The 18,270-nt window shown below is 68.8% G+C and carries 18 protein-coding genes; 14 read left to right on the top strand and 4 right to left on the bottom strand.

Annotated elements, in window-relative coordinates:
- Window positions 1–135: 135 nt before the first annotated feature.
- The 4 genes from DBV35_RS10175 (at window position 136) to DBV35_RS10160 (ending at window position 3,928) form a co-directional block, all read left to right on the top strand.
- Window positions 136–1,122 (top strand): TRAP transporter substrate-binding protein, encoded by a 987-nt coding sequence (locus DBV35_RS10175; RefSeq protein WP_157961664.1) that lies wholly within the window; start codon window positions 136–138, stop codon window positions 1,120–1,122.
- Window positions 1,123–1,142: 20 nt separating this feature from the next.
- Window positions 1,143–1,685 carry a TRAP transporter small permease gene (locus DBV35_RS10170; RefSeq protein WP_108660030.1) on the top strand — a complete coding sequence of 181 codons (543 nt, stop codon included), beginning with the start codon at window positions 1,143–1,145 and terminating at the stop codon, window positions 1,683–1,685.
- Window positions 1,686–1,694: 9 nt separating this feature from the next.
- A complete protein-coding gene (locus tag DBV35_RS10165; protein ID WP_108660029.1) occupies window positions 1,695–2,993 on the top strand; it encodes a TRAP transporter large permease in 1,299 nt (432 codons plus the stop codon).
- Between the two features lie 83 nt (window positions 2,994–3,076).
- Window positions 3,077–3,928, top strand: coding sequence for an SMP-30/gluconolactonase/LRE family protein (locus DBV35_RS10160; RefSeq protein ID WP_108660028.1), 852 nt, complete (start codon window positions 3,077–3,079; stop codon window positions 3,926–3,928).
- 15 nt (window positions 3,929–3,943) lie between these two features.
- Here DBV35_RS10160 and DBV35_RS10155 read toward each other — a convergent pair whose 3' ends face one another.
- On the bottom strand, window positions 3,944–5,371 hold the full coding sequence (locus tag DBV35_RS10155) for a peptidoglycan-binding protein (RefSeq protein ID WP_205648540.1): 1,428 nt from the start codon (window positions 5,369–5,371) through the stop codon (window positions 3,944–3,946).
- Window positions 5,372–5,684: 313 nt separating this feature from the next.
- Here DBV35_RS10155 and DBV35_RS10150 point away from each other — a divergent pair, with 313 nt between their 5' ends.
- Entirely contained in the window at window positions 5,685–6,776 is a 1,092-nt protein-coding gene (locus DBV35_RS10150; protein ID WP_108660026.1) for a hypothetical protein, read from the top strand.
- Window positions 6,777–6,798: 22 nt separating this feature from the next.
- Here the strand turns inward: DBV35_RS10150 and DBV35_RS10145 are convergent, their stop codons facing one another.
- Genes DBV35_RS10145 through DBV35_RS10135 form a run of 3 tightly spaced genes read right to left on the bottom strand, consistent with a single transcriptional unit; the run spans window position 6,799 to window position 9,754 of the window.
- A complete protein-coding gene (locus DBV35_RS10145; RefSeq protein ID WP_108660025.1) occupies window positions 6,799–8,112 on the bottom strand; it encodes a TRAP transporter large permease in 1,314 nt (437 codons plus the stop codon).
- Window positions 8,109–8,672 (bottom strand): TRAP transporter small permease subunit, encoded by a 564-nt coding sequence (locus tag DBV35_RS10140; RefSeq protein ID WP_205648539.1) that lies wholly within the window; start codon window positions 8,670–8,672, stop codon window positions 8,109–8,111. The genes DBV35_RS10145 and DBV35_RS10140 overlap by 4 nt, the downstream gene beginning before the upstream one ends.
- An 8-nt stretch (window positions 8,673–8,680) precedes the next feature.
- The gene (locus DBV35_RS10135; protein ID WP_108660024.1) at window positions 8,681–9,754 is read right to left on the bottom strand and encodes a C4-dicarboxylate TRAP transporter substrate-binding protein; all 1,074 of its coding nucleotides are present in this window, start codon (window positions 9,752–9,754) and stop codon (window positions 8,681–8,683) included.
- A gap of 323 nt (window positions 9,755–10,077) precedes the next feature.
- Between DBV35_RS10135 and DBV35_RS10130 the strand changes: the two genes are divergently transcribed.
- The 9 genes from DBV35_RS10130 (at window position 10,078) to DBV35_RS10090 (ending at window position 18,267) form a co-directional block, all read left to right on the top strand.
- The gene (locus DBV35_RS10130; protein WP_108660023.1) at window positions 10,078–10,941 is read left to right on the top strand and encodes a dioxygenase family protein; all 864 of its coding nucleotides are present in this window, start codon (window positions 10,078–10,080) and stop codon (window positions 10,939–10,941) included.
- Window positions 10,942–10,946: 5 nt separating this feature from the next.
- Complete coding sequence (locus DBV35_RS10125) at window positions 10,947–11,753, top strand: IclR family transcriptional regulator domain-containing protein (protein ID WP_108660022.1); 807 nt, start codon at window positions 10,947–10,949, stop codon at window positions 11,751–11,753.
- A 35-nt stretch (window positions 11,754–11,788) separates the two neighbouring features.
- Entirely contained in the window at window positions 11,789–13,300 is a 1,512-nt protein-coding gene (locus tag DBV35_RS10120) for an amidohydrolase family protein (protein ID WP_205648538.1), read from the top strand.
- Window positions 13,301–13,332: 32 nt separating this feature from the next.
- Window positions 13,333–14,355, top strand: coding sequence for a uroporphyrinogen decarboxylase family protein (locus tag DBV35_RS10115; RefSeq protein ID WP_108660021.1), 1,023 nt, complete (start codon window positions 13,333–13,335; stop codon window positions 14,353–14,355).
- A gap of 340 nt (window positions 14,356–14,695) precedes the next feature.
- Window positions 14,696–15,562 (top strand): fumarylacetoacetate hydrolase family protein, encoded by an 867-nt coding sequence (locus DBV35_RS30875; protein WP_108660020.1) that lies wholly within the window; start codon window positions 14,696–14,698, stop codon window positions 15,560–15,562.
- The gene (locus DBV35_RS10105) at window positions 15,559–16,362 is read left to right on the top strand and encodes a GntR family transcriptional regulator (RefSeq protein WP_281262230.1); all 804 of its coding nucleotides are present in this window, start codon (window positions 15,559–15,561) and stop codon (window positions 16,360–16,362) included. The genes DBV35_RS30875 and DBV35_RS10105 overlap by 4 nt, the downstream gene beginning before the upstream one ends.
- Window positions 16,359–16,976, top strand: coding sequence for a hypothetical protein (locus DBV35_RS10100; RefSeq protein WP_108660019.1), 618 nt, complete (start codon window positions 16,359–16,361; stop codon window positions 16,974–16,976). Before DBV35_RS10105 ends, DBV35_RS10100 begins: the two co-directional genes overlap by 4 nt.
- On the top strand, window positions 16,973–17,677 hold the full coding sequence (locus DBV35_RS10095; RefSeq protein ID WP_108660018.1) for a polysaccharide deacetylase family protein: 705 nt from the start codon (window positions 16,973–16,975) through the stop codon (window positions 17,675–17,677). Before DBV35_RS10100 ends, DBV35_RS10095 begins: the two co-directional genes overlap by 4 nt.
- Complete coding sequence (locus DBV35_RS10090) at window positions 17,674–18,267, top strand: NADPH-dependent FMN reductase (protein WP_108660017.1); 594 nt, start codon at window positions 17,674–17,676, stop codon at window positions 18,265–18,267. Before DBV35_RS10095 ends, DBV35_RS10090 begins: the two co-directional genes overlap by 4 nt.
- Window positions 18,268–18,270: the final 3 nt, after the last annotated feature.

The raw sequence follows: 18,270 nt of genomic DNA, 5'->3' as shown, positions 1-18,270 counted from the left end.
TCGGATAATGTATCGACCATCGATCAAATGATCGCAAGAGAGCCGGACGAATCAGCCGGCCGGACCACCGCACCCCGCACCGGCAAAGGCGCGCGGCGATCGGCGGTCGTGAACAGGGAGGAACGGACTGTGTCTTTGAGAAAATTCACGTTCATCGCGGGCGCGGCGCTCCTGACGATGACGGGCCCGCTGCACGCGGAAACGAAATGGTCGCTGTTCACGCCGTTCGCGACGAACGACAAGCCGACCGAGCTCTATCGCGCCTTCGCGAGCGACGTTGCAGAGGCCACCAAGGGCGACCTCGTGATCGAGGTCTTCTCCGCCGGCGAGCTCCCTTACAAGAACACCGACGTCCTGAAGGCGCTTGCGACGAATCAGGTCCAGATCGCCGATCTCGGCCTCGGCCCGGTCGCGGGCGACGTGCCGGAGCTGACGGTGTTCGGCCTCCCCTTCATCTGCACGTCGACCGACCAGTTCTACGCGGCGATCAAGGAAGCGCTGCCGATCTTCAACGCGCGCCTTGAGGACAAGTTCAAGGTGCAGGCGCTCGCCGGGTGGACGATGCCGCCCCAGCAAGTGTGGCTGCGCGACGGCGTCGAGGGCATCGGCGACCTCAAGGGCCGCAAGGTGCGCACCTGGAACAAGATCCAGGTGGAGATGCTGGAGCTTCTCGGCGCGTCGGGCGTCGCGATCACCCCGGCCGAAGTCATCCCCGCCCTGCAGCGCGGCGTCGTCGACGGCGCGATCACCGCCGTCATCCCCGCCTATGACTGGAAGTTCTACGAGGTGGCCGACTACGGCTACATGCTGAACTTCACCATGACCGACCAGCTCATCGCGGTGAACCAGTCCGCGTTCGACGCCCTCTCGCCGGAGACGAAGGACGCGCTGACGAAGACGGCCGAGGCCTGGGAAGGCAAGTTCCGCGAAGCGATCGACGCCGCCGCCGCGACCGCCGCGGACAAGCTCACCGCCGCCGGCATGACGCTCGTCACGCCGAGCAGCGATGACTTCGCCACCGCGCAGGAGACCACGAAGCCGATCTGGCAGGCCTGGGCCGATGCCAACGGCGACATCGCCAAGGAGCTGCTCGACAAGGTCAGCGCCGCCTGCGCCGACTGAGCCGACCGAGGCTTGCCCCGATGGACGCCCCCGCCATCTCCGACACGATCGACCCCGCCGCGCTGCCGCCCTGGCTGCGCGGCCTGCGCCGGGCACTCGACATCGTCGCCCACCTCCTCGTGGGACTCGCGATGATCGTCCTCGCGCTGGTGTTCGGCCTCATGAATGTCGAGATCGTCAGCCGCTACCTCTTCGGCGTCTCGACCCTCATCGCGGACGAGTATGGCGGGTACGGCTTCGCGTTCGTGATCCTCGCCGGGTTGATCTACGCCCACCGGGCGGGGGCGCTCCTGCGGGTGGAATTCGGGCTCGGCCTGATGGGGCGGCGCGGCCGTCCCGTCGCGCTCGCCGTCGCGAGCCTTGCGAGCCTCGTCCTGTGCGCCTTCTCCGCTTATGCCGGCTACAAGACGTGGGCGCTCAGCTGGCTCTTCAACTCCGGCTCCGCCTTCGCCTCCACGACGCCCTTGTGGATCCCGCAGGCCGTGCTCCCGGTCGGCTTCGCCCTCCTCGCGCTGTCCTTCGCCGAGGAACTGTTGAGCCGCATCTTCGGCGCCGGGCGGTAGGGGCGCGACATGGACTGGACCACGGCCCTCCTCCTCTACGGGGTTCTCCTCGGCGCGTTCCTGTTCGGCGGCGTCCTCATCGGCACCGCGATCGGCCTCGTCGGCATCATCGGCGTCACGCTCGCGAGCGGCACGCGCATGTGGCCGACCTTCGGCGACATCATCTGGAACACCACGACGAGCTTCACCCTCGTCGCGATCCCGCTCTTCGTGCTGATGGGCGAGATCATCCTGCGCAGCGGCCTCGCGCGGCGCTTCTATAACGGCATCGCGGTGCTCCTGCGCGGTCTGCCGGGGGCGCTCGCCCACACCAACATCGTCGGCTGCGCCGCCTTCTCCGCCCTCGCCGGGTCGACCGTCGCGACCGCCCTCACCATCGGCACGGTCGCGGTGCCGGAGATGCGCCGGCGCGGCTATAGCGACGTCCTCACCCTCGGCTCGCTGACCGGCGGCGGCTGCCTCGGCATTCTCATCCCGCCGAGCATCCCGATGATCGTCTACGCCTCGATCACGCAGACCTCGGTGCTCGCCGTGTTCATGGCGGGGATTCTGCCGGGGCTCCTCCTCGCGCTCTGCTTCACGCTCTATATCGCCGCGCGCGTCATCCTCAATCCGCGCCTCGCCCCGCCGCCCGAGGCGGAGGAGCGGACGCGCGCGCGCTGGCGTGGCGTCATCGATAGCGCACCCGTCGCCCTCCTCATCCTCGCGGTGATCGGCGGGATGTATGCGGGCGTCGTGACGCCCACCGAGGCGGCCGGGTTCGGCTGCGCCCTCGCCCTCATCCTCGGCCTCGCCTATCGCGAGCTCTCGGTCGGGGCGCTGGTCGACGCGCTGCGCAACGCGGTGGTGACGAGCTGCGTCGTCATGTTCATCACCATCAACGCCCAGTTCCTCAGCTTCGCGATCGTGACCTCCGGCATCAGCCGGGGCCTCTCGGGCGCGATGGCGGATGCGGGGATCGGGCCGTTCGCCTTCTTCCTCCTCCTCCTCGTCCTCTACGCGGTGATCGGCATGTTCATCGACGGGCTGTCGATCATGCTCCTCACCGTGCCGGTGCTCTTCCCCGTCTTCCAGGCGATGGGGTACGACCCGGTCTGGATGGGTGTCGTCCTCGTCCTCCTCATCGAGCTCGGCGCCCTCACCCCGCCGATGGGCCTCAACCTCTTCGCGGTCCAATCGATCAGCAACGCCCCGCTCGGGGTGATCGGGCGCTCCTCGATGCCCTACGCCCTCATCATCGTGGCGTTCTGCCTCCTCCTTTATGTCGAACCGCAAATCGCGCTGCTCCTGCCGCAGGCGATGCGCTAGCTCCGGTGATCGGACCACACGTGTTTGCTCCTCCTCCCAGATCCGAAGCCTCGGTCTTCACCCGCCTCCCCGAGGCGCTCCGCATGCATGGCGAGCCGTCCGAATGGCGCGACGGCCAGCCGGGGCACCAGCCCGAGCACTCCCTCCTCGAGGGTCCCGCCTTCGACCGCGCCGGCAATCTGTGGTGCGTCGACATCGCCTATGGCCGCCTCTTCCGCGTCTCGTCCGACGGCGCGTTCGAGGTGATGCTGACCTATGACGGCGAGCCGAACGGCCTCGCCTTCCACGAGGACGGCCGCCTCTTCATCGCCGATTATCGCAACGGCATCATGGTGTTCGACCCCGCGACGGGCCGGATCACCCCCTTCATGCAGCGCCACCATCTGGAGCGGCTGAAGGCGGTGAACGACCTCACCTTCTCCTCCACCGGCGACCTCTACTTCACCGACCAGGGGATGACGGGGCTCCACGACCCGACGGGGCGCGTCTTCCGCGTGCGCCCCGGCCAGAGCCCGGAGCTGCTGCTCTCCAACGTGCCGAGCCCCAACGGGCTCGTCCTGTCGCCGGACGACAATGTCCTCTACGTCGCGGTGACGCGCGCCAACGCGATCTGGCGCGTGCCGCTCCTGCCGGACGGGGGCGTCGCGAAGGTGGGCAATTTCATCCAGCTCTCGGGCGGACAGGGTCCGGACGGGATCGCGATCGACCGCGATGGCGGCCTCGTCATCTGCCATATCGGCCTCGGCACGATCTGGCACATGACCCCGGCCGGCGAGCCGCAGCGCCGCATCGTCTCCCCGCTCGGATCCCACACGACGAACGTCGCCTTCGGCGGCGCGGACAATACCGAACTCTTCATCACCGAGTCGGAGACGGGGACGCTGCTGCGCGCCTCCGTCGACACACCGGGGCTGGCGCTCTTCGGGGGGCGGTGAGCGGCGGGGGCGGCCCTATTTCAGGGAGAGATCGATGAACAGCGGCAGGATCTTGCGCGACCAGTCCGCGTCCGGATTCGGGTCGTCCTTCGCCCGTTCGGCGTAGAGCCTGACGCGCTTGAAGTCGGTCACGCCGAGTTCGCCGGAGCTGAGGATGACGCTCGGATAGAGGCCGAGAAACGGAACTTGTTCGGCCAGCATCATGATGTTGAACAGCGCGGCCCACGGCCTTTTCTCGAAGCGGGCGAGAAACGCGCAATCCGAGTAGCGCTGAAGGATCGCGATGAGTTCTCTGTCGGTCACCGCTTCGTCCGACTGCTTCTCGAGGTACGCGCGAAGTTCGCGATCCGCCGCGTCGTAGAGCCCCGTCAGCCGAACGGCAGGCGGGGCGTCGCCGGAGAGCGCCGGGATCCTCGCTTCGATCTCGCCACAAGCGGCGAGATCGGTCGCGCTCGCTCTGGCGTGGATCTGTTCGACATAGGCTTTCAACTGATCTTCTTCGATCCAATCGTCCGCCATCGACGCGAGCGTCGTGCCGACGAAGAGTTCGTTGAGGAGGTCCTCGGTCGCCTTCACCTCGGAATCGGCCGGCGTCCGGCCCTCGTCGCCGATATGGTAGCGGATCGTCGTTTGCCCGTTGTCGGCTTGCTCGATCCGGTAGTCGCGCGACCTGCAGCGCACGGTCCAGACGGTGCCGTTGCGTTCCGCTCCCACGGCCGGGGTCGCGCACGGCAGATCGCGCGCCCGAACCATTATCGAGAGGCGCGCGAGGCGCTGGTCCTGAGGCAGGTCACCGATCACCTCGTGGAACGGGCGCCGCGGAACGGTCGTCACCATCTTCACGTAGCCGTAGCCCGCGGGGATCGGGTGGTCCTTCGCCCACCCCTCGGTGAAGAAATCGCCCATGGTGGCGACGAGGTGAGCCTGCCCGCCGGTCGCCTCGATCAGCGCGCCAAGCAGCGCATCGGTCGCCTGGCCGTCCTCGGGGAGGCCCACCATCGCCTGGAACTTGACGATCGCGGCCTTCGTCTTCGGCCCGTACTTGCCGTCGAGTGCGCCCGCCCCCGGCACCGAGAGCGTCCGCAACAGGGTCTGGATGGCGAAGGTCCGCTCGAACGCGCGGTTGTCGTCCTGCGAAGTCCGCTTGCCATTCCCCCTGAAGGAGACATCGACGTGGCAGAGCGTGTTCGCGGCGACCGTGCACTGGAAGAGGGTGTAGAGGCGGACCGCCGCGGCGTTCGACATGCCGCAGACGATCGAGATGCCCCGCGCGGGCGCTTGCGGCCGCGCGATCGCGCCCCAGCCATTGCCGCACCGCACGACGGCCCGGCAGTCCGTCCCCCCGCCCTTCTGGCACCAGTTGCGCGCACAGGAATCGAGGGTGCTCGGCCGGCCGCCGGCACACCATCCGTAGGCGATCTCGCGTTCGGAATAGTGGACCACGGTGTCCGCGGCGGCTCGGCCCGGCATCGCACTGAGGAATGCGAAGCAAGTCGCGGCCAGTATACCCAACCACTTGTATGGCTTTGCGGAATCCGAGAACGCGACCATGTTCGTCCCCAAACCAGCCCAGTCGCCAGCGAAAATCTATAATCGCGCGGAAGATCGGTCAATTGTCGGTGACTGCGAACCAATTGGCGCGAGGAACATTCACCATCGCATAATCTTGGAATAACCTTTTCACCTCAAACGACGAGGGGAAGACATGCGAAGCGCACCTTTTCTTCTTCTGTCTGGATTTCTCGTCCTGGCGCCTATGCCGGCCTGGCCCGCCTCACCGGCGCCGCCAAGCGAACAGGCGATCGCCGAGGCGCGGCGGGACGCGGAAAACCTGCTCGCGACCGTCCTCGCGGACTACCGCCGCCGCTACCGCCCGCAGCTTGAGAAGATGCACGCGCGCGATCAGGAGAAGACGAGGCGCGCGATCGCCCAATGCGCGGGCCGTGAAGCGAGGGGGTTCTTCGCCGACCCCAACATCGCGGCGGCCGAGAAGCTCGCCGCGGTCGACGAGGCGACGGCGGCGCTCGGTCAGATGATCAAGGATCCCGACAAGGCGGACGGGATCATCAATGTCTGCGTCGGTGTGACGGTCGCCGCCGGCCTCGATTGGTCGGGCATCATCTGGGCCTCCCTCCTCAACGCGCGCAGCGGCGGAGAGCGTGGCGGCGGACTGCTCGCGGCCTATTACGGATCAGGCGCCCTCGGCGCGAGCGATATGGCCAAGGCCAAGGCCGCGCTGGCCAGCGCGGGCGAGGTTGGCGCTCACCCCAAGATCCCTGCGATCCTCGCGGCGCTCGACGTGCTCGACGGCACGGCCTACGCGCACGCCCTCTACGACGCCGCGCTGGAAGACCAATCGATCCGCGCGGAGAACGCCCTCGCGGCGAATGCCGAAAGGCGGGACGCGCTTCGCGCCCAGTTCGCCGCGCTGTGCCCCACCTGGAGCGCGGAACAGCGCGCCAATCCCCCTCGTGCGGGGACGTCGCCCAGAGAGGCGGCCGAGGCGGAGGCGCAGGACATTCTGGCTTACCGCGTGAAGAAGGCGCTCAAAGATGCGGGAAGCGGAGCATCCCTCGCCGAATGCTTCCAGAGCGCCCTCGACGCGGACGCCCACCGCACGGCGCTCGCCTACGCGATGGCGGCCGCCTATTTCGAGGGCGCGGATCCGACGCAGAACTGGCCCCTGGAAATCGCGATCCTCCTCGGGTCCGGCAAGGGACTGGAGGCGCGCGACCTCGGCGCTGCGGCGGTGCAGCTCGACACGATCGCGAGCACCGCCGCCGGTCACGCAGAGGCCGAGACGCTGCTGAAGGCGACCCGCGCGGCCATCGATGCCGGCGGAGGCTGACGAAGGCGCGCCGTCCCCCCCGCTAAAGCATCGCAAGCCAGGTCGCGATCGGCGGGGCGGCGACGATGATCGCGAGCGTCACCAGCATCGCCAGCACGAAGGGCGCCGCGCCGCGGAAGATCTCGCCGACCTTGAGGTCCGCGTCGTCCATCGCGGACTTGATCGTGTAGACCGACAGGCCGAAGGGCGGGGTGAGGAGCCCGATCTCCACCGCGATCACGGTGATGACGCCGAACCAGATGAGGTCGAACCCGGCCGCCTCCGCCACCGGCAGCGCGACAGGCAGGATGATGAGCATGATCGAGATCGAATCGATCAGGCACCCGAGCGCGACGATGAGAAGGATGTAGATCAGCAGGAAGCCGTGCGGGCCGAGGCCGCCGCCGAGCAGCGTCTCGGCGAGCTCGCGCGGCACGCCCGAGAGGGCGAGCATCCGGCTGAAGAAGGTCGCGGCGAGGATCAGGAGCAGCACCGACACCGTGATCTGTCCCGTCTCGACGAGGAGATTCCAGAACGAGCGTCGGTTCAGCGAGCGGCGCAGCATCGCGATCACCAGCGCGCCGAACGCGCCTGCGGCCCCGGCCTCGGTCGGGTTGAGGAAGCCGCCATAGAGGCCGCCGAGCACCACGGTCATCAACACCAGGATGGGGATCGCCTTGCGCACGATCTGCCCGAACCCGATCACCTCGAAGCGGGCCGCGTCCGGCGCCGCCTCGAACACGAGCGAACGGCGCCAGCGCGCCATCGCGAGGATGGTGACGCAGAAGACCAGCGAGAGCACGATCCCCGGCCCGATGCCGGCAAGGAACATCCGCCCGACCGACTGCTCGGCGAGCACCGCGTAGACGATCATCAGAAGCGAGGGCGGGATCAGCATCCCGAGCACAGACGAGCCCGCGACGACCCCCGTCGCGAAGCTGCGCGAATAGCCGTGGCGGCGCATCTCGGGCACCGCGATCCGGCTGAACACCGTCGCCGAAGCGATCGAGATGCCGGTGATCGAGGCGAACACCGCGTTGGCGAACACCGTCGCGAGGCCAAGCCCCGCAAGGACGCGGCGCATCAGGCTCTGGAACACGTCGAACGTGTCGCGCCCGACGCCCGAGACGGTGACGAGGAGGCCCATCAGCACGAAGAGCGGCACGACGGCGAAGAGATACTCTTCCAGGCTGTCGTTCGCGACCTGCGCCATCATGCGGATCGCCACCGTGTCGCCGCGGATGAGGGCGACGCCCACGAACGAGACGGTCAGCATCGCGACCGCGATCCGCATCCCGAGGAGGATCAGCACCACCAGCGCGGCGATGGCGATCCAGCCGATCTCGACAGGGCTCATGGCCGGCTCCGCAAGGCGCGCTTGAGGCCGGCGACGACCTGGACGACGAACTCGATCGCGGCGACCGCGAAGCCGAGAAGGATCAGGACGCGGAAGGGCCAGGTCGGCAGCGTCCCCATCCCGGTGATGCCGATGAACTCGGCCGAGGCGAGGTCCTTCTCCAGGATGCGCACCGTCGCCCACGCGATCGTGCCGAACACCACCGCGCCGACGAGGTCGAAGAGCGCGCACAGGATCGCACCGGCGCGCGGGTAGGCCTCGCTCAAGGGTTCCAGGATCACTTCGGTCCCAGCGAGCCGCCCCGCCCGCACCGTCGCCGCGAGCTGGAGCGCCACCAGCACCACGAGGAGAAGCGCCCCGCCCTCCGATACCAGTGGCAGCGACGCGCCCATCGCGTTCCGCGCCACGATGTCGGCGCAGATGATCACCATCAGGACACCGATCATCGCCGTCCCGAGCACGGCGAACGCCTCGACGAGGCGATGCCAGGCGCGCTCCAGGACGGACTCGACAGGCGCCCCGGCGCCGTGCGCGCCGGGGGTTCGACCGGTGTCGGTCACCACCTCCCCTATTCGTCCCAGTTGCGGGCCGGAACCTCGCCGCGCGCCCGCAGCCCGTCGAGATAGGCGGAGAGGAATTCATGGGCGGGGATGCCGCGCGCCTCCAGCGGTGCCGCCCAATCCTCGGCGATGTCGGGGAGCTTGTTCACCCACTTCAGCGTCTCGCCCTCGGGCATCTCGACGATCTGCACCGGCGGGTTCTGGTTCGCGCCAAGCTCGACCATCTTGTTCAGCGCCGCCTCGTGCCGCTCCACGAGATCCTGGCCGTGCGCGACGGTGTAATATTTCCCCGCCTCGATCATCGCGTTCTGGACCTCCTCGGGAAGCCCGTCCCACGTGTCGCGGTTGACGGCGACGGCGCCGGAGAAGGCCGAGCCCCCGTCGAAGCGGTTGATGAAGGGGGCGACCTCGTAGATCTTGATCGGCAGCGCGCCGAGCGCCAGCGTCAGCACGCCGTCCGAGATGCCGGTCTGCACGTCGGTGTAGTAGGTGGTGAGCGCGCCGTCGACGGCGTTGGCCCCGGTCCCGCGCAGCCAGTTGCCGAGCACGCCGGGGGCCGAGATCTTCATCCCGTCGATGTCGTCGATCCCGCTGAGAGGCTGCTTGGTATAGATGTCATAAAGGTCCGTCGCGGTGAGGCCGACGACCTTCAGATTGTGCTGCTCCCACTCCTCGCGAAACGCTTCGTTGGTCTCCAGAAGCTCCCCCATCACCTCCAGGAGCACCGGCGGGTTGGAGGTCGCGAAGGGCGCGTTGGAGGAGGCCTGGCTCAGCGGCAGCTTCGCCTGCTCCAGGAACGAGAAGACCCATCCGACATCCGTGATCCCCTCCTCGACGGAGGTGAGCGTCGCGTTGGCCTTGTAGAGCGTGCCGCCGAAGGCCTCGTTCCACTCGATCTTGTAGTTCCCCGTCCCGGCCAGGATCTCGTCCGTCTTCGCCATGAAATGGGACTTGATCATCCCCACCCAGGGCACGACCAGCGGATGGCTGGCCGCCACGGTGAGGTTGATGGTCTCCTGTGCCGTCGCCGGCATCGCCGCAACGGCCGTCGCCAACATGGCGCCGCAGATGATCGTCTTCATGGTTCCTCCCGTTTGTTTGTTATTGTGGTCGTTTCTTCTATGCGGGCGGCTGCCGCGCGCAGGCGATCGCCGTCATCGGCGCTGCTTGTCTGTGCGCGTGGCGACCCCCCTTATTTTTCGCAATGCGAAATTATTTTCTATTGTCGAAAGAATTGCCGCCCCATACGATTGCGTCAAGTGAGAAAGCGAACACGCTTCGCCGCCGATCGCAATCGGGCAGAAGCGCGAATGCTTCGAAAAAATTGCACGTCGGACAATCGAACGGCGCCCGGACACTGTCGATCCGGCCGCTTCAGCGAGATGTCCGCGGGGGGAGACAAAGAATGCGGGATATCAACCAGTTCACGGTCACCCAGGCCGTGAAGAATTCCTTCAAGACCGAGCCCGGAAGCCGGTTCGAGACCCTGCTCCACGGCTTCATCGACCATCTGCACGATTTCACGCGCGAGCATCATCTCACGCAGCAGGAATGGCTCGGAATCCTCAACTTCCTCTATGATTGCGGGAAGATCTCCACGCCGGAACGGCACGAGTTCATCCTGCTTTCGGACGTCGTGGGCTTCTCCGCCCTCGTCGACATGGTGAACAGCAAGGGCGGGGCGACGGAGGGCTCCAATCTCGGCCCCTTCTATCTCGACGCCGCGCCCCGAAAGGCGCTCGGCGCGGACCTGTCGGACGGGCGAGAGGGTGTGCTCGTGCTCGTGAAGGGCAAGGTCACGGACACGCTCCACAACCCGCTGCCCGGCGCGATCGTCGACACATGGCAGGCCGACGCCACCGGCACCTACCCGATCCAGGAGCAGGAGAAGGGCCAGGACAAGTACGATCTGCGCGGCATCTTCGAGGCCGATGCCGAAGGGCGCTACTACTACACGACCGTCCTGCCGAAGCCCTACACGGTCCCCTATGACGGGCCGGTCGGGAAGCTCCTGCGCGCCGGCAACCGCCACGCATGGCGCGCCGCCCACCTTCACTACATGGTCCGCGCGCCGGGCATGAACTCGATCATCACCGAGGTGTTCTTCGAGAACACCGAATATATCGACAACGACGCCGTGTTCGGCGTGCGCAAGTCGCTGATCACGAAGATCGTGCCCGCCAAGCCCGCCCACACCGAGGGGCTCACCCTCGAGAAGGCGCCCGACGCCGTGTGCGAGTTCGACTTCGTGCTGGCGCCGGAAGGCTGACATCGATGGGCGACGGGGCGGTCAGGTCGACGGACTTCGTGGAGGCGCTGGCCAAGGGCATGGCGATCCTCGAGGCGCTCGGCCGCTCCGCGCCGGAGATGACGCTGTCGGAGGTCGCGCGCCTCGTCGGCCTCTCGCCGGCGGCCGCGCGGCGCTCGCTCCTCACGCTGGAGGCGCTCGGCTATGTCGGGCGGCAGGCGAAGCGCTTCCACCTGAAGCCGAAGATCATGACGCTCGGCTCTTCCTTCTATCTCGCCGCGCGGATCGACGAGATCCTGTTGCCGGACCTCAGGACCCTCGTCGACACGTTCGGCGACGCCTCCTCGATCGGCACGCTCGACGGGACGAGCGTCGTCTATCTCGCCCACCACTCCGTCCAGCGCGCGCGGCGCGCGATGGCGGTCGCGGGCGCGCGTTATCCCGCCTTCGCGACCTCGATGGGCCGCGTCCTCCTCGCAGCCCTCCCGGAGGATGCGCGCGAGGCCTATCTCGACACGTTCGACCCGGTCGCCCTCACCTCCAAGACGCTGACCGACCGCGATTGCCTGCGCCAGGAGATCCTCCGCGTCGCAGCCGACGGCTATTCGACCACCGTTGACCAGCTCGACTACGGGATCACCGCGCTCGCCGTGCCGATCCGCGACGGCGAGGGCCGCACGATCGCGGCGCTCAACAGCTCCGGCTATACCGGGCTCGTGACGCCCGAGGCGATGGTGCGCGAGCGCTTGCCGGCGCTGCGCGAGAGCGCGATGCACGTCTCCCACCAGATCGCACGGCATCCCATGCTGCGCGCGGTCCTCTGCGCCCCCTGAACGCCCAGCCTCAAGGACCCCGACCGATGTGCCGAATGTGCGACCCCGGCCTGGAAGACCCGTCCGCCAGCGCGCCCGCCGCCGCCGCCGCGCCCCTCGGCGCGATGCCGGCCGCAGCCGCAGCCGCAGCCGCCCCGAGCGCCCCGAGCGCCCCCGCGCCCCACCCCGCCGCCGGCGAAGACCTTCCCGACGGCATCGGCGCGCCGGGCCGCCGCCTCCTCATCCGCGGCGGCGCGGTCCTCTCGATGGATCCGGCGGTCGGGAATTACGCGACGGGTGACGTCCTCGTCGAAGGCAAGCGCATCGTCGCCGTGGGATCCGCGATCGAGGCGCCCGACGCAGCTTTGATCGAGGCTGCGGGCAAGATCGTGATGCCCGGCTTCATCGACACCCACCACCACCAGTTCGAGACGGCGCTGCGCAGCCAGCTCGCCCACGGCATCCTCATCAATGACGGCCGCCCGGCGAACGCCAGGAACTATTACGAGACGATCCTGCAATCCTTCTCGATGGTCTACCGGCCGCAGGACGTCTATATCAGCGAGCTCTTCGGCGGCCTTGCCCAGCTCGATGCGGGCGTCACCACGGTGATGGACGTCTCGCAGATCCACCATTCGCCCGAACATTCGGACGCCGCGATCGCGGGCCTCAGGGATGCCGGCCGCCGCGCCGTCTTCGGCTATTTCGAGGGGTGGGGCGACAAGGCGAAATATCCGGGCGACGCGGCGCGCCTCCGCGCCCAATATTTCGCCTCCGACGACCAGCTCCTCACGATGGCGATGGGCGGCGAGATCTACCTCCCCGGCGCCGAGGAATCCTGGAAGATCGGGCGCGAGCTCGGCCTCAAGATCGCGCTCCACGTCGTCGGCACGTTCGGGATGCGCGACACGTTCGACCAGCTCGCCGCCTCCGGCGCGTTCGGCCCCGACAACATCTTCATCCACATGACCGGCATGTCCGACATGGCCTGGAAGGCGGCGGCCGACGCGGGGGCGCACGTCTCGCTCGCGGTGCCGATCGAGATGCACATGCGCCACGGCACGCCCCCGATCCAGAAGGCGCGCGATCTCGGCATGACGATGTCGCTCTCCTCGGACGTCGAGTGCACGATGACGGCCGACTTCTTCACCCAGATGCGCGCGCTGATCACCCTCCAGCGGATGAGCGTCAACGAGGCCGCCCTCTCCGGCGCGAGCGATTATCCCGACCTCATGCAGTGCATCGACGCGATCGGCCACGCGACGATCGCGGGCGCGAAGGGGCTGGGGCTCGAGGCCAGGACCGGGAGCCTCACTCCCGGCAAGGAGGCGGACATCGTCCTCCTCGACGCCGAGGCCCTCAACGTCGCCCCGCTCAACAACGTGCCGGGCGCCGTCGTCACGCTGATGGACCGCTCGAACGTAGACACCGTGCTCGTCGCGGGCCGGGTCAGGAAATGGCGCGGCCGGCTCCTCGGCGTCGACATCGGCCGCCTTCGCGCCGAGCTCGAGGCGAGCCGGGACCATCTGTTCGCCGCGGCGGGCCAGGACCGCAATCTCTTCGCCTGACGGGCCGACCCGCCGTCACAAAGGACCGATCCATGTTGTTCCCCACCACCCTCGTCGGCAGCTACTGCCAGCCCGAATGGCTCATCGACCGCGAGAAGCTGAAGGGCCAGTACCCGCCCCGCACCCGCGCGGCGGAGCTGTGGCGCATTCCGGACCCGTTCCTGAAGGAGGCGCAGGACGACGCGACGCGCGTCGCGATCCGCGAGCAGGAGGAAGCCGGGCTCGACATCATCACCGACGGCGAGGTGCGGCGCGAGAGCTACTCCAACCGCTTCGCCACCGCCCTCGACGGGCTCGACCTCGACAATTACGGCACCGTCCTCACCCGCTCGGGCGCGCCCGTCCCGGTGCCGCGCATCGTCGGCCCGATCCGCCGCGCCCACCCGATCGAGGTGGAGGACCTCAAATTCCTGCGCGCGCACACCGACCGGAAGGTGAAGATCACGCTCCCCGGCCCCTTCACGATGAGCCAGCAGGCGCAGAACGACCACTACGCGTCCGTCGCCGACGCGGCGATGGACTATGCGCGGGCCGTCAGGGAGGAGATGGCCGACCTTTTCGCCGCCGGGGCCGACATCGTGCAGCTCGACGAGCCGTGGCTGCAGGCCAAGCCCGAGCTTGCGGAGGAATACGGGCTCGACGCGCTGAACGCGGCGCTCGAGGGCGCGGCGGGGACGACGGTGGTCCACATCTGCTTCGGCTATGCGGCGATGACGAAGAGCCGGCCGGCGGGCTACTCCTTCCTGCCGCAGATGAAGGACTGCACCTGCGACCAGATCAGCATCGAGACGGCGCAGGCCGATCTCGACACGTCGGTCCTCGAAAATGTGCGCGGCAAGACGATCCTCGTCGGCGTGCTCGACCTGTCGGACCACAGCGTCGAGACGCCGGAGACGATCGCCGCGCGCATCCGTCGTGCGCTCCCGCACGTCGATGCCGACAAGGTGGTCGTCGCCCCTGATTGCGGCCTCAAATATCTCCCGCGCGACGTCGCGTTCGGCAAGATGAAGGCGATGGCCGCAGGCGCCGCGATCGTGCGCGCCGAGATGCAATGACCGGATGACGCCCCCGACAAAGGGCGAACACGGCACCGCCGTAGCCTGATCGTCGGAGCCGCCGTCGCGCCCCCGATCAGGCGGCGGAGGCGGTGGGCCGCAAGGGGCCGAAGGCCGGCGCAGCCGCTTGCCCTTGCGGCCCACCGCCTCCGCTGCCAGGGGGAAAAAGCGACGGCGGCTCCGGCGATCAGGCGGCCCTGATTGTTGGTGAGCCCGAGCCCGCCGGAGGCCCCCGGCGGCGCACCGGACACCAAACCAAAAATCGAGAATACGAGAATCAATGGCGATTGTGGAAAATATCGATATTCTCTGATCCAAACCAGCAAGGCGGAGGCCACCGATGCGCTACGTGATGTTCAGCTCCGAGGCCGGAGCAAGGGTCGGGGCGCTCGTCGGGGAAGACACGGTCGTGGACCTCACCGCCGCCCTCCCCGCCGTGCGCACGATGCGCGACGTGATTGCGGGGGGCGATGTGCTCCAAAGCGAGATCGAGGCGGCGATCGCGGGCGCATCCGGCCGGCCGCTCGGCGCGGTGGATCTCCTCTCCCCTCTTCCCGACCCCGGCAAGGTGATCTGCCTCGGCCTCAATTATGCCGACCACGCGAAGGAAGGCGGGAACGAGCTGCCCGGCTACCCGGCCCTCTTCATGCGCGGGGCGACTTCGCTGATCGGTCCCGGCGCGCCCATGATCGTCCCCACCGCTTCGGACAAGCTCGACTATGAGGCCGAGCTCGCCATCGTGATCGGCACCGAATGCCGTCACGTGATGGAGGAGGAGGCCGGGGCGGTCATCTTCGGCTACACCATCTTCAATGACGGCAGCGTGCGCGACTATCAGCGCCGCTCCACGCAGTGGACGGCGGGCAAGAATTTCGACGGGACGGGCGCCGTCGGCCCGTGGATCGTGACCGCGGACGAGTTGCCGGCGGGCGCGGCCGGCATCGGCATCCGCTCGCGCCTCAACGGGGCGATCATGCAGAACTCCAACACGGCGCACATGATCTTCAGCGTCCCGCGCACGATCGCGATCCTCTCCGAGGTGATGACGCTCCAGCCCGGCGACCTCATCGCGACCGGCACGCCCGAGGGTGTCGGCTACGCGCGCAAACCGCCGGTCTTCCTGCGCCCCGGCGACGAGATCGCGATCGAGATCGACGGGATCGGGACGCTCACGAACCCGGTCGCGGCCGAGAGGGCGCCAGCCTGACGCGCGCCGGTTCCGATCCGGCGAACACGGCGCGCGCTGGCGACGGCGCGTCCCGCTCGCGCACCGGCGAGATTTGCGCCCGCCTGCGCGATGACATCATCCAGGGGCATCTGGCGCCGGGCGCGAAGCTCAAGATCGAGGGGCTGCGCGCCCGCTACGGGCTCGGCGCGACGCCGATCCGCGAGGCGCTCAGCATGCTCGCCGCGGACGGGCTCGTGGAGCGGGTCGAGCAGCGTGGCTTCCGCGTCGCACAGGTCGCGGCCGGCGAGTTCGAGGAGCTTCTCGCCGTGCGCTGCGCAACCGAGGAGCGCGCCCTCCGCCTCGCCATCGCGCGGGGCGGGCCGGACTGGCAGGAGGGGATCGTGCTCGCGCGCTATCGCCTCGCCTCGCGCGACCGGTTCGGCGCGGACGGCGCGATCGACCTCGAATGGGAGCGCCTTCACAAGGCCTTCCACATGAGCCTCGTCGCGGGCTGCGGCTCGCCGCTCCTCCTGCGGCTCGCGAACCAGTTCCACGACGAGAACAACCGCTACCGCTTCCTCGCCCGCCTCCACCCGTCCGGGGAGCGGGACGTCGCGGCCGAGCATGGAAGGATCGCCGAGGCGGCGCTCGCGCGCGACGCCGACGCCGCGGTCGAGCGCCTCGTCGCCCACTATCGCGCGACCGGCGCCCGGCTCCACGCCGCGCTGACCCAACGCGAGGCGACGGCGGAGACGATACCACCCACCCCGGCCCCCGCCGCCACCGCGGCCCCGAAACGCCACCGCAGGGCGGGTCTGGCTCGGATCGCACGACCATGAGACGGCTCGCCTTCAGCTTCCTCAACGGTTGTCAGCCGGGCGAGACGGAGCCGCTCGACGCGACCGGCGCGCGGCGCCACGCCGCGCCGTCGCAGCGCGATGGCGAGACGACGAGCCGCTCCTGCGCCCACCCGCACCCCGAAACTCCCCCGCAGGGGAGACCTCGCGCGGGTCGCACGGCCATGAAGAGGCTTACCTTCACTTTCGACATCGGCCCGCACCAGGGCACGACGGGCCCGCTCGACGCGGTCGATCGCGTCGTCGGCTACGGTCGCACAACCCGCGCACGGCTCCACGCCGCGCCAGCGCAACGCGAGGCGACGGCGGAGACGACACCGCCCGCCCACGGAACCCCGATACGCCGCCGCTGGGAAGGCTTCGCGGGTCGCACGGCCATGCAGCTTACTTTCAACGTCGACGATGGCCGGCAGCCGGGCGCGACGGCGCCGCTCGACGCCGCCGTTGAGCGCCTCGTCGACAACGATCGCGCGACCGGCGCGTGGCGCCACGCCGCGCGGACGCCACGCGAGGCGACGGCGGAGAAGACACCCGCCCCCACCGCTGCCCCGAAACGCTGCCGCAGGGCGGGCCTCGCACGGGTCGCGCGGCCATGAAGCGGCTCACCTTCAGCTTCGACAACGGCCCGGAGCCAGGGGCGACTGAGCCGCTTCTCGACTTCCTGCGCGAGCGGTCGATCAAGGCGACCTTCTTTGTCGTCGGCGACCGGCTCGACGCGGCGGGGCTCGCGCTTGCGCGCCGCGCCCATCGGGAAGGCCACTGGATCGGCAACCACACGCTCTCCCACGGGACGCCGCTCGGCCGCGAGGGGGACGCGGCGCGGGTCGCGCGCGAGATCGGGGAGACGGAGCGGCTGATCGGCCCGCTCGCCCACCCCGACCGGCTCTTTCGCCCCAATGGGGCGGGCGCGCTCGGCCCGCATCTCCTCAGCCCCGCCGCCGTCGCCTATCTTGCGGCGAACCGCTACACCGTGATCACCTGGAACAACGTGCCCGGCGACTTCCGCCCCCCGCACGAAGCCTGGCTCGAGACCGCGCTCGCGACGCTCGATGCGCAGGACTGGTCCCTCCTCGTCCTCCACGATCCGTTCATCGCCAGGATGCTCGACCGGCTCGCCCGCTTCTGCGATGCGCTGGAGGCACGCGGCATCGCCATCGTGCAATCCTTCCCGCCGTCGTGCATCCTCATGGAGCGCGGCGTTGCGACCCCGGAACTCGCCGCCTGCGTCACCCCCGCCTCCGGCGTCGCGCCGGCGGAGGCGCAGCCTTCCCATCCCAGCCAGCGTGGACAGACATGACGACAGCCTCATCTTCTGGCGCGGACGCGCCGATCCGTGTCCTCGGCCTCTCCGGCAGCCTGCGGAAGGGCTCGTTCAACACGGCGCTCCTTAACGCCGCGGTCGAGCTTGCGCCGGAGGGGATGAAGGTCGAGCCTTTCGATCTCTCCGAGATCCCGATGTACAATGACGACGTGCGCGTCGCCGGCTATCCCGAGTCCGTCGCGGCGCTGCGCGCGGCGATGACCGAGGCGGACGCGATCATCATGTCCTCGCCCGAATATAACCGCTCCGTCCCGGCGCTCCTCAAGAACGCGATCGACTGGGCCTCGCGTCCGCCGAGCCAGCCGTTCGACGGCAAGCCCGTCGCCATCATGGGGGCGAGCCGCGGCGCGCTCGGCGCGGCCTTCGCGAACCATCACCTGCGCCAAATCCTGGTGGTGCTGAACGGCGTCGTGCTCGCCGGTCCCGAAGTGATGGTCGGCGGCTCGGCCGACAAGTTCGACGAGGCCGGGCGTCTCATCCACGAGCCGACGCGCGAGTTCCTCGCCGCGCATCTGAAGCGCCTCGCCGCCCTCGTGCGCACCCACCGCGCCCACGTGCCGGGCTGAGGC

The organism is Acuticoccus kandeliae (assembly GCF_003073115.1).
This window is presented reverse-complemented; position numbering and strand designations above follow the sequence as displayed.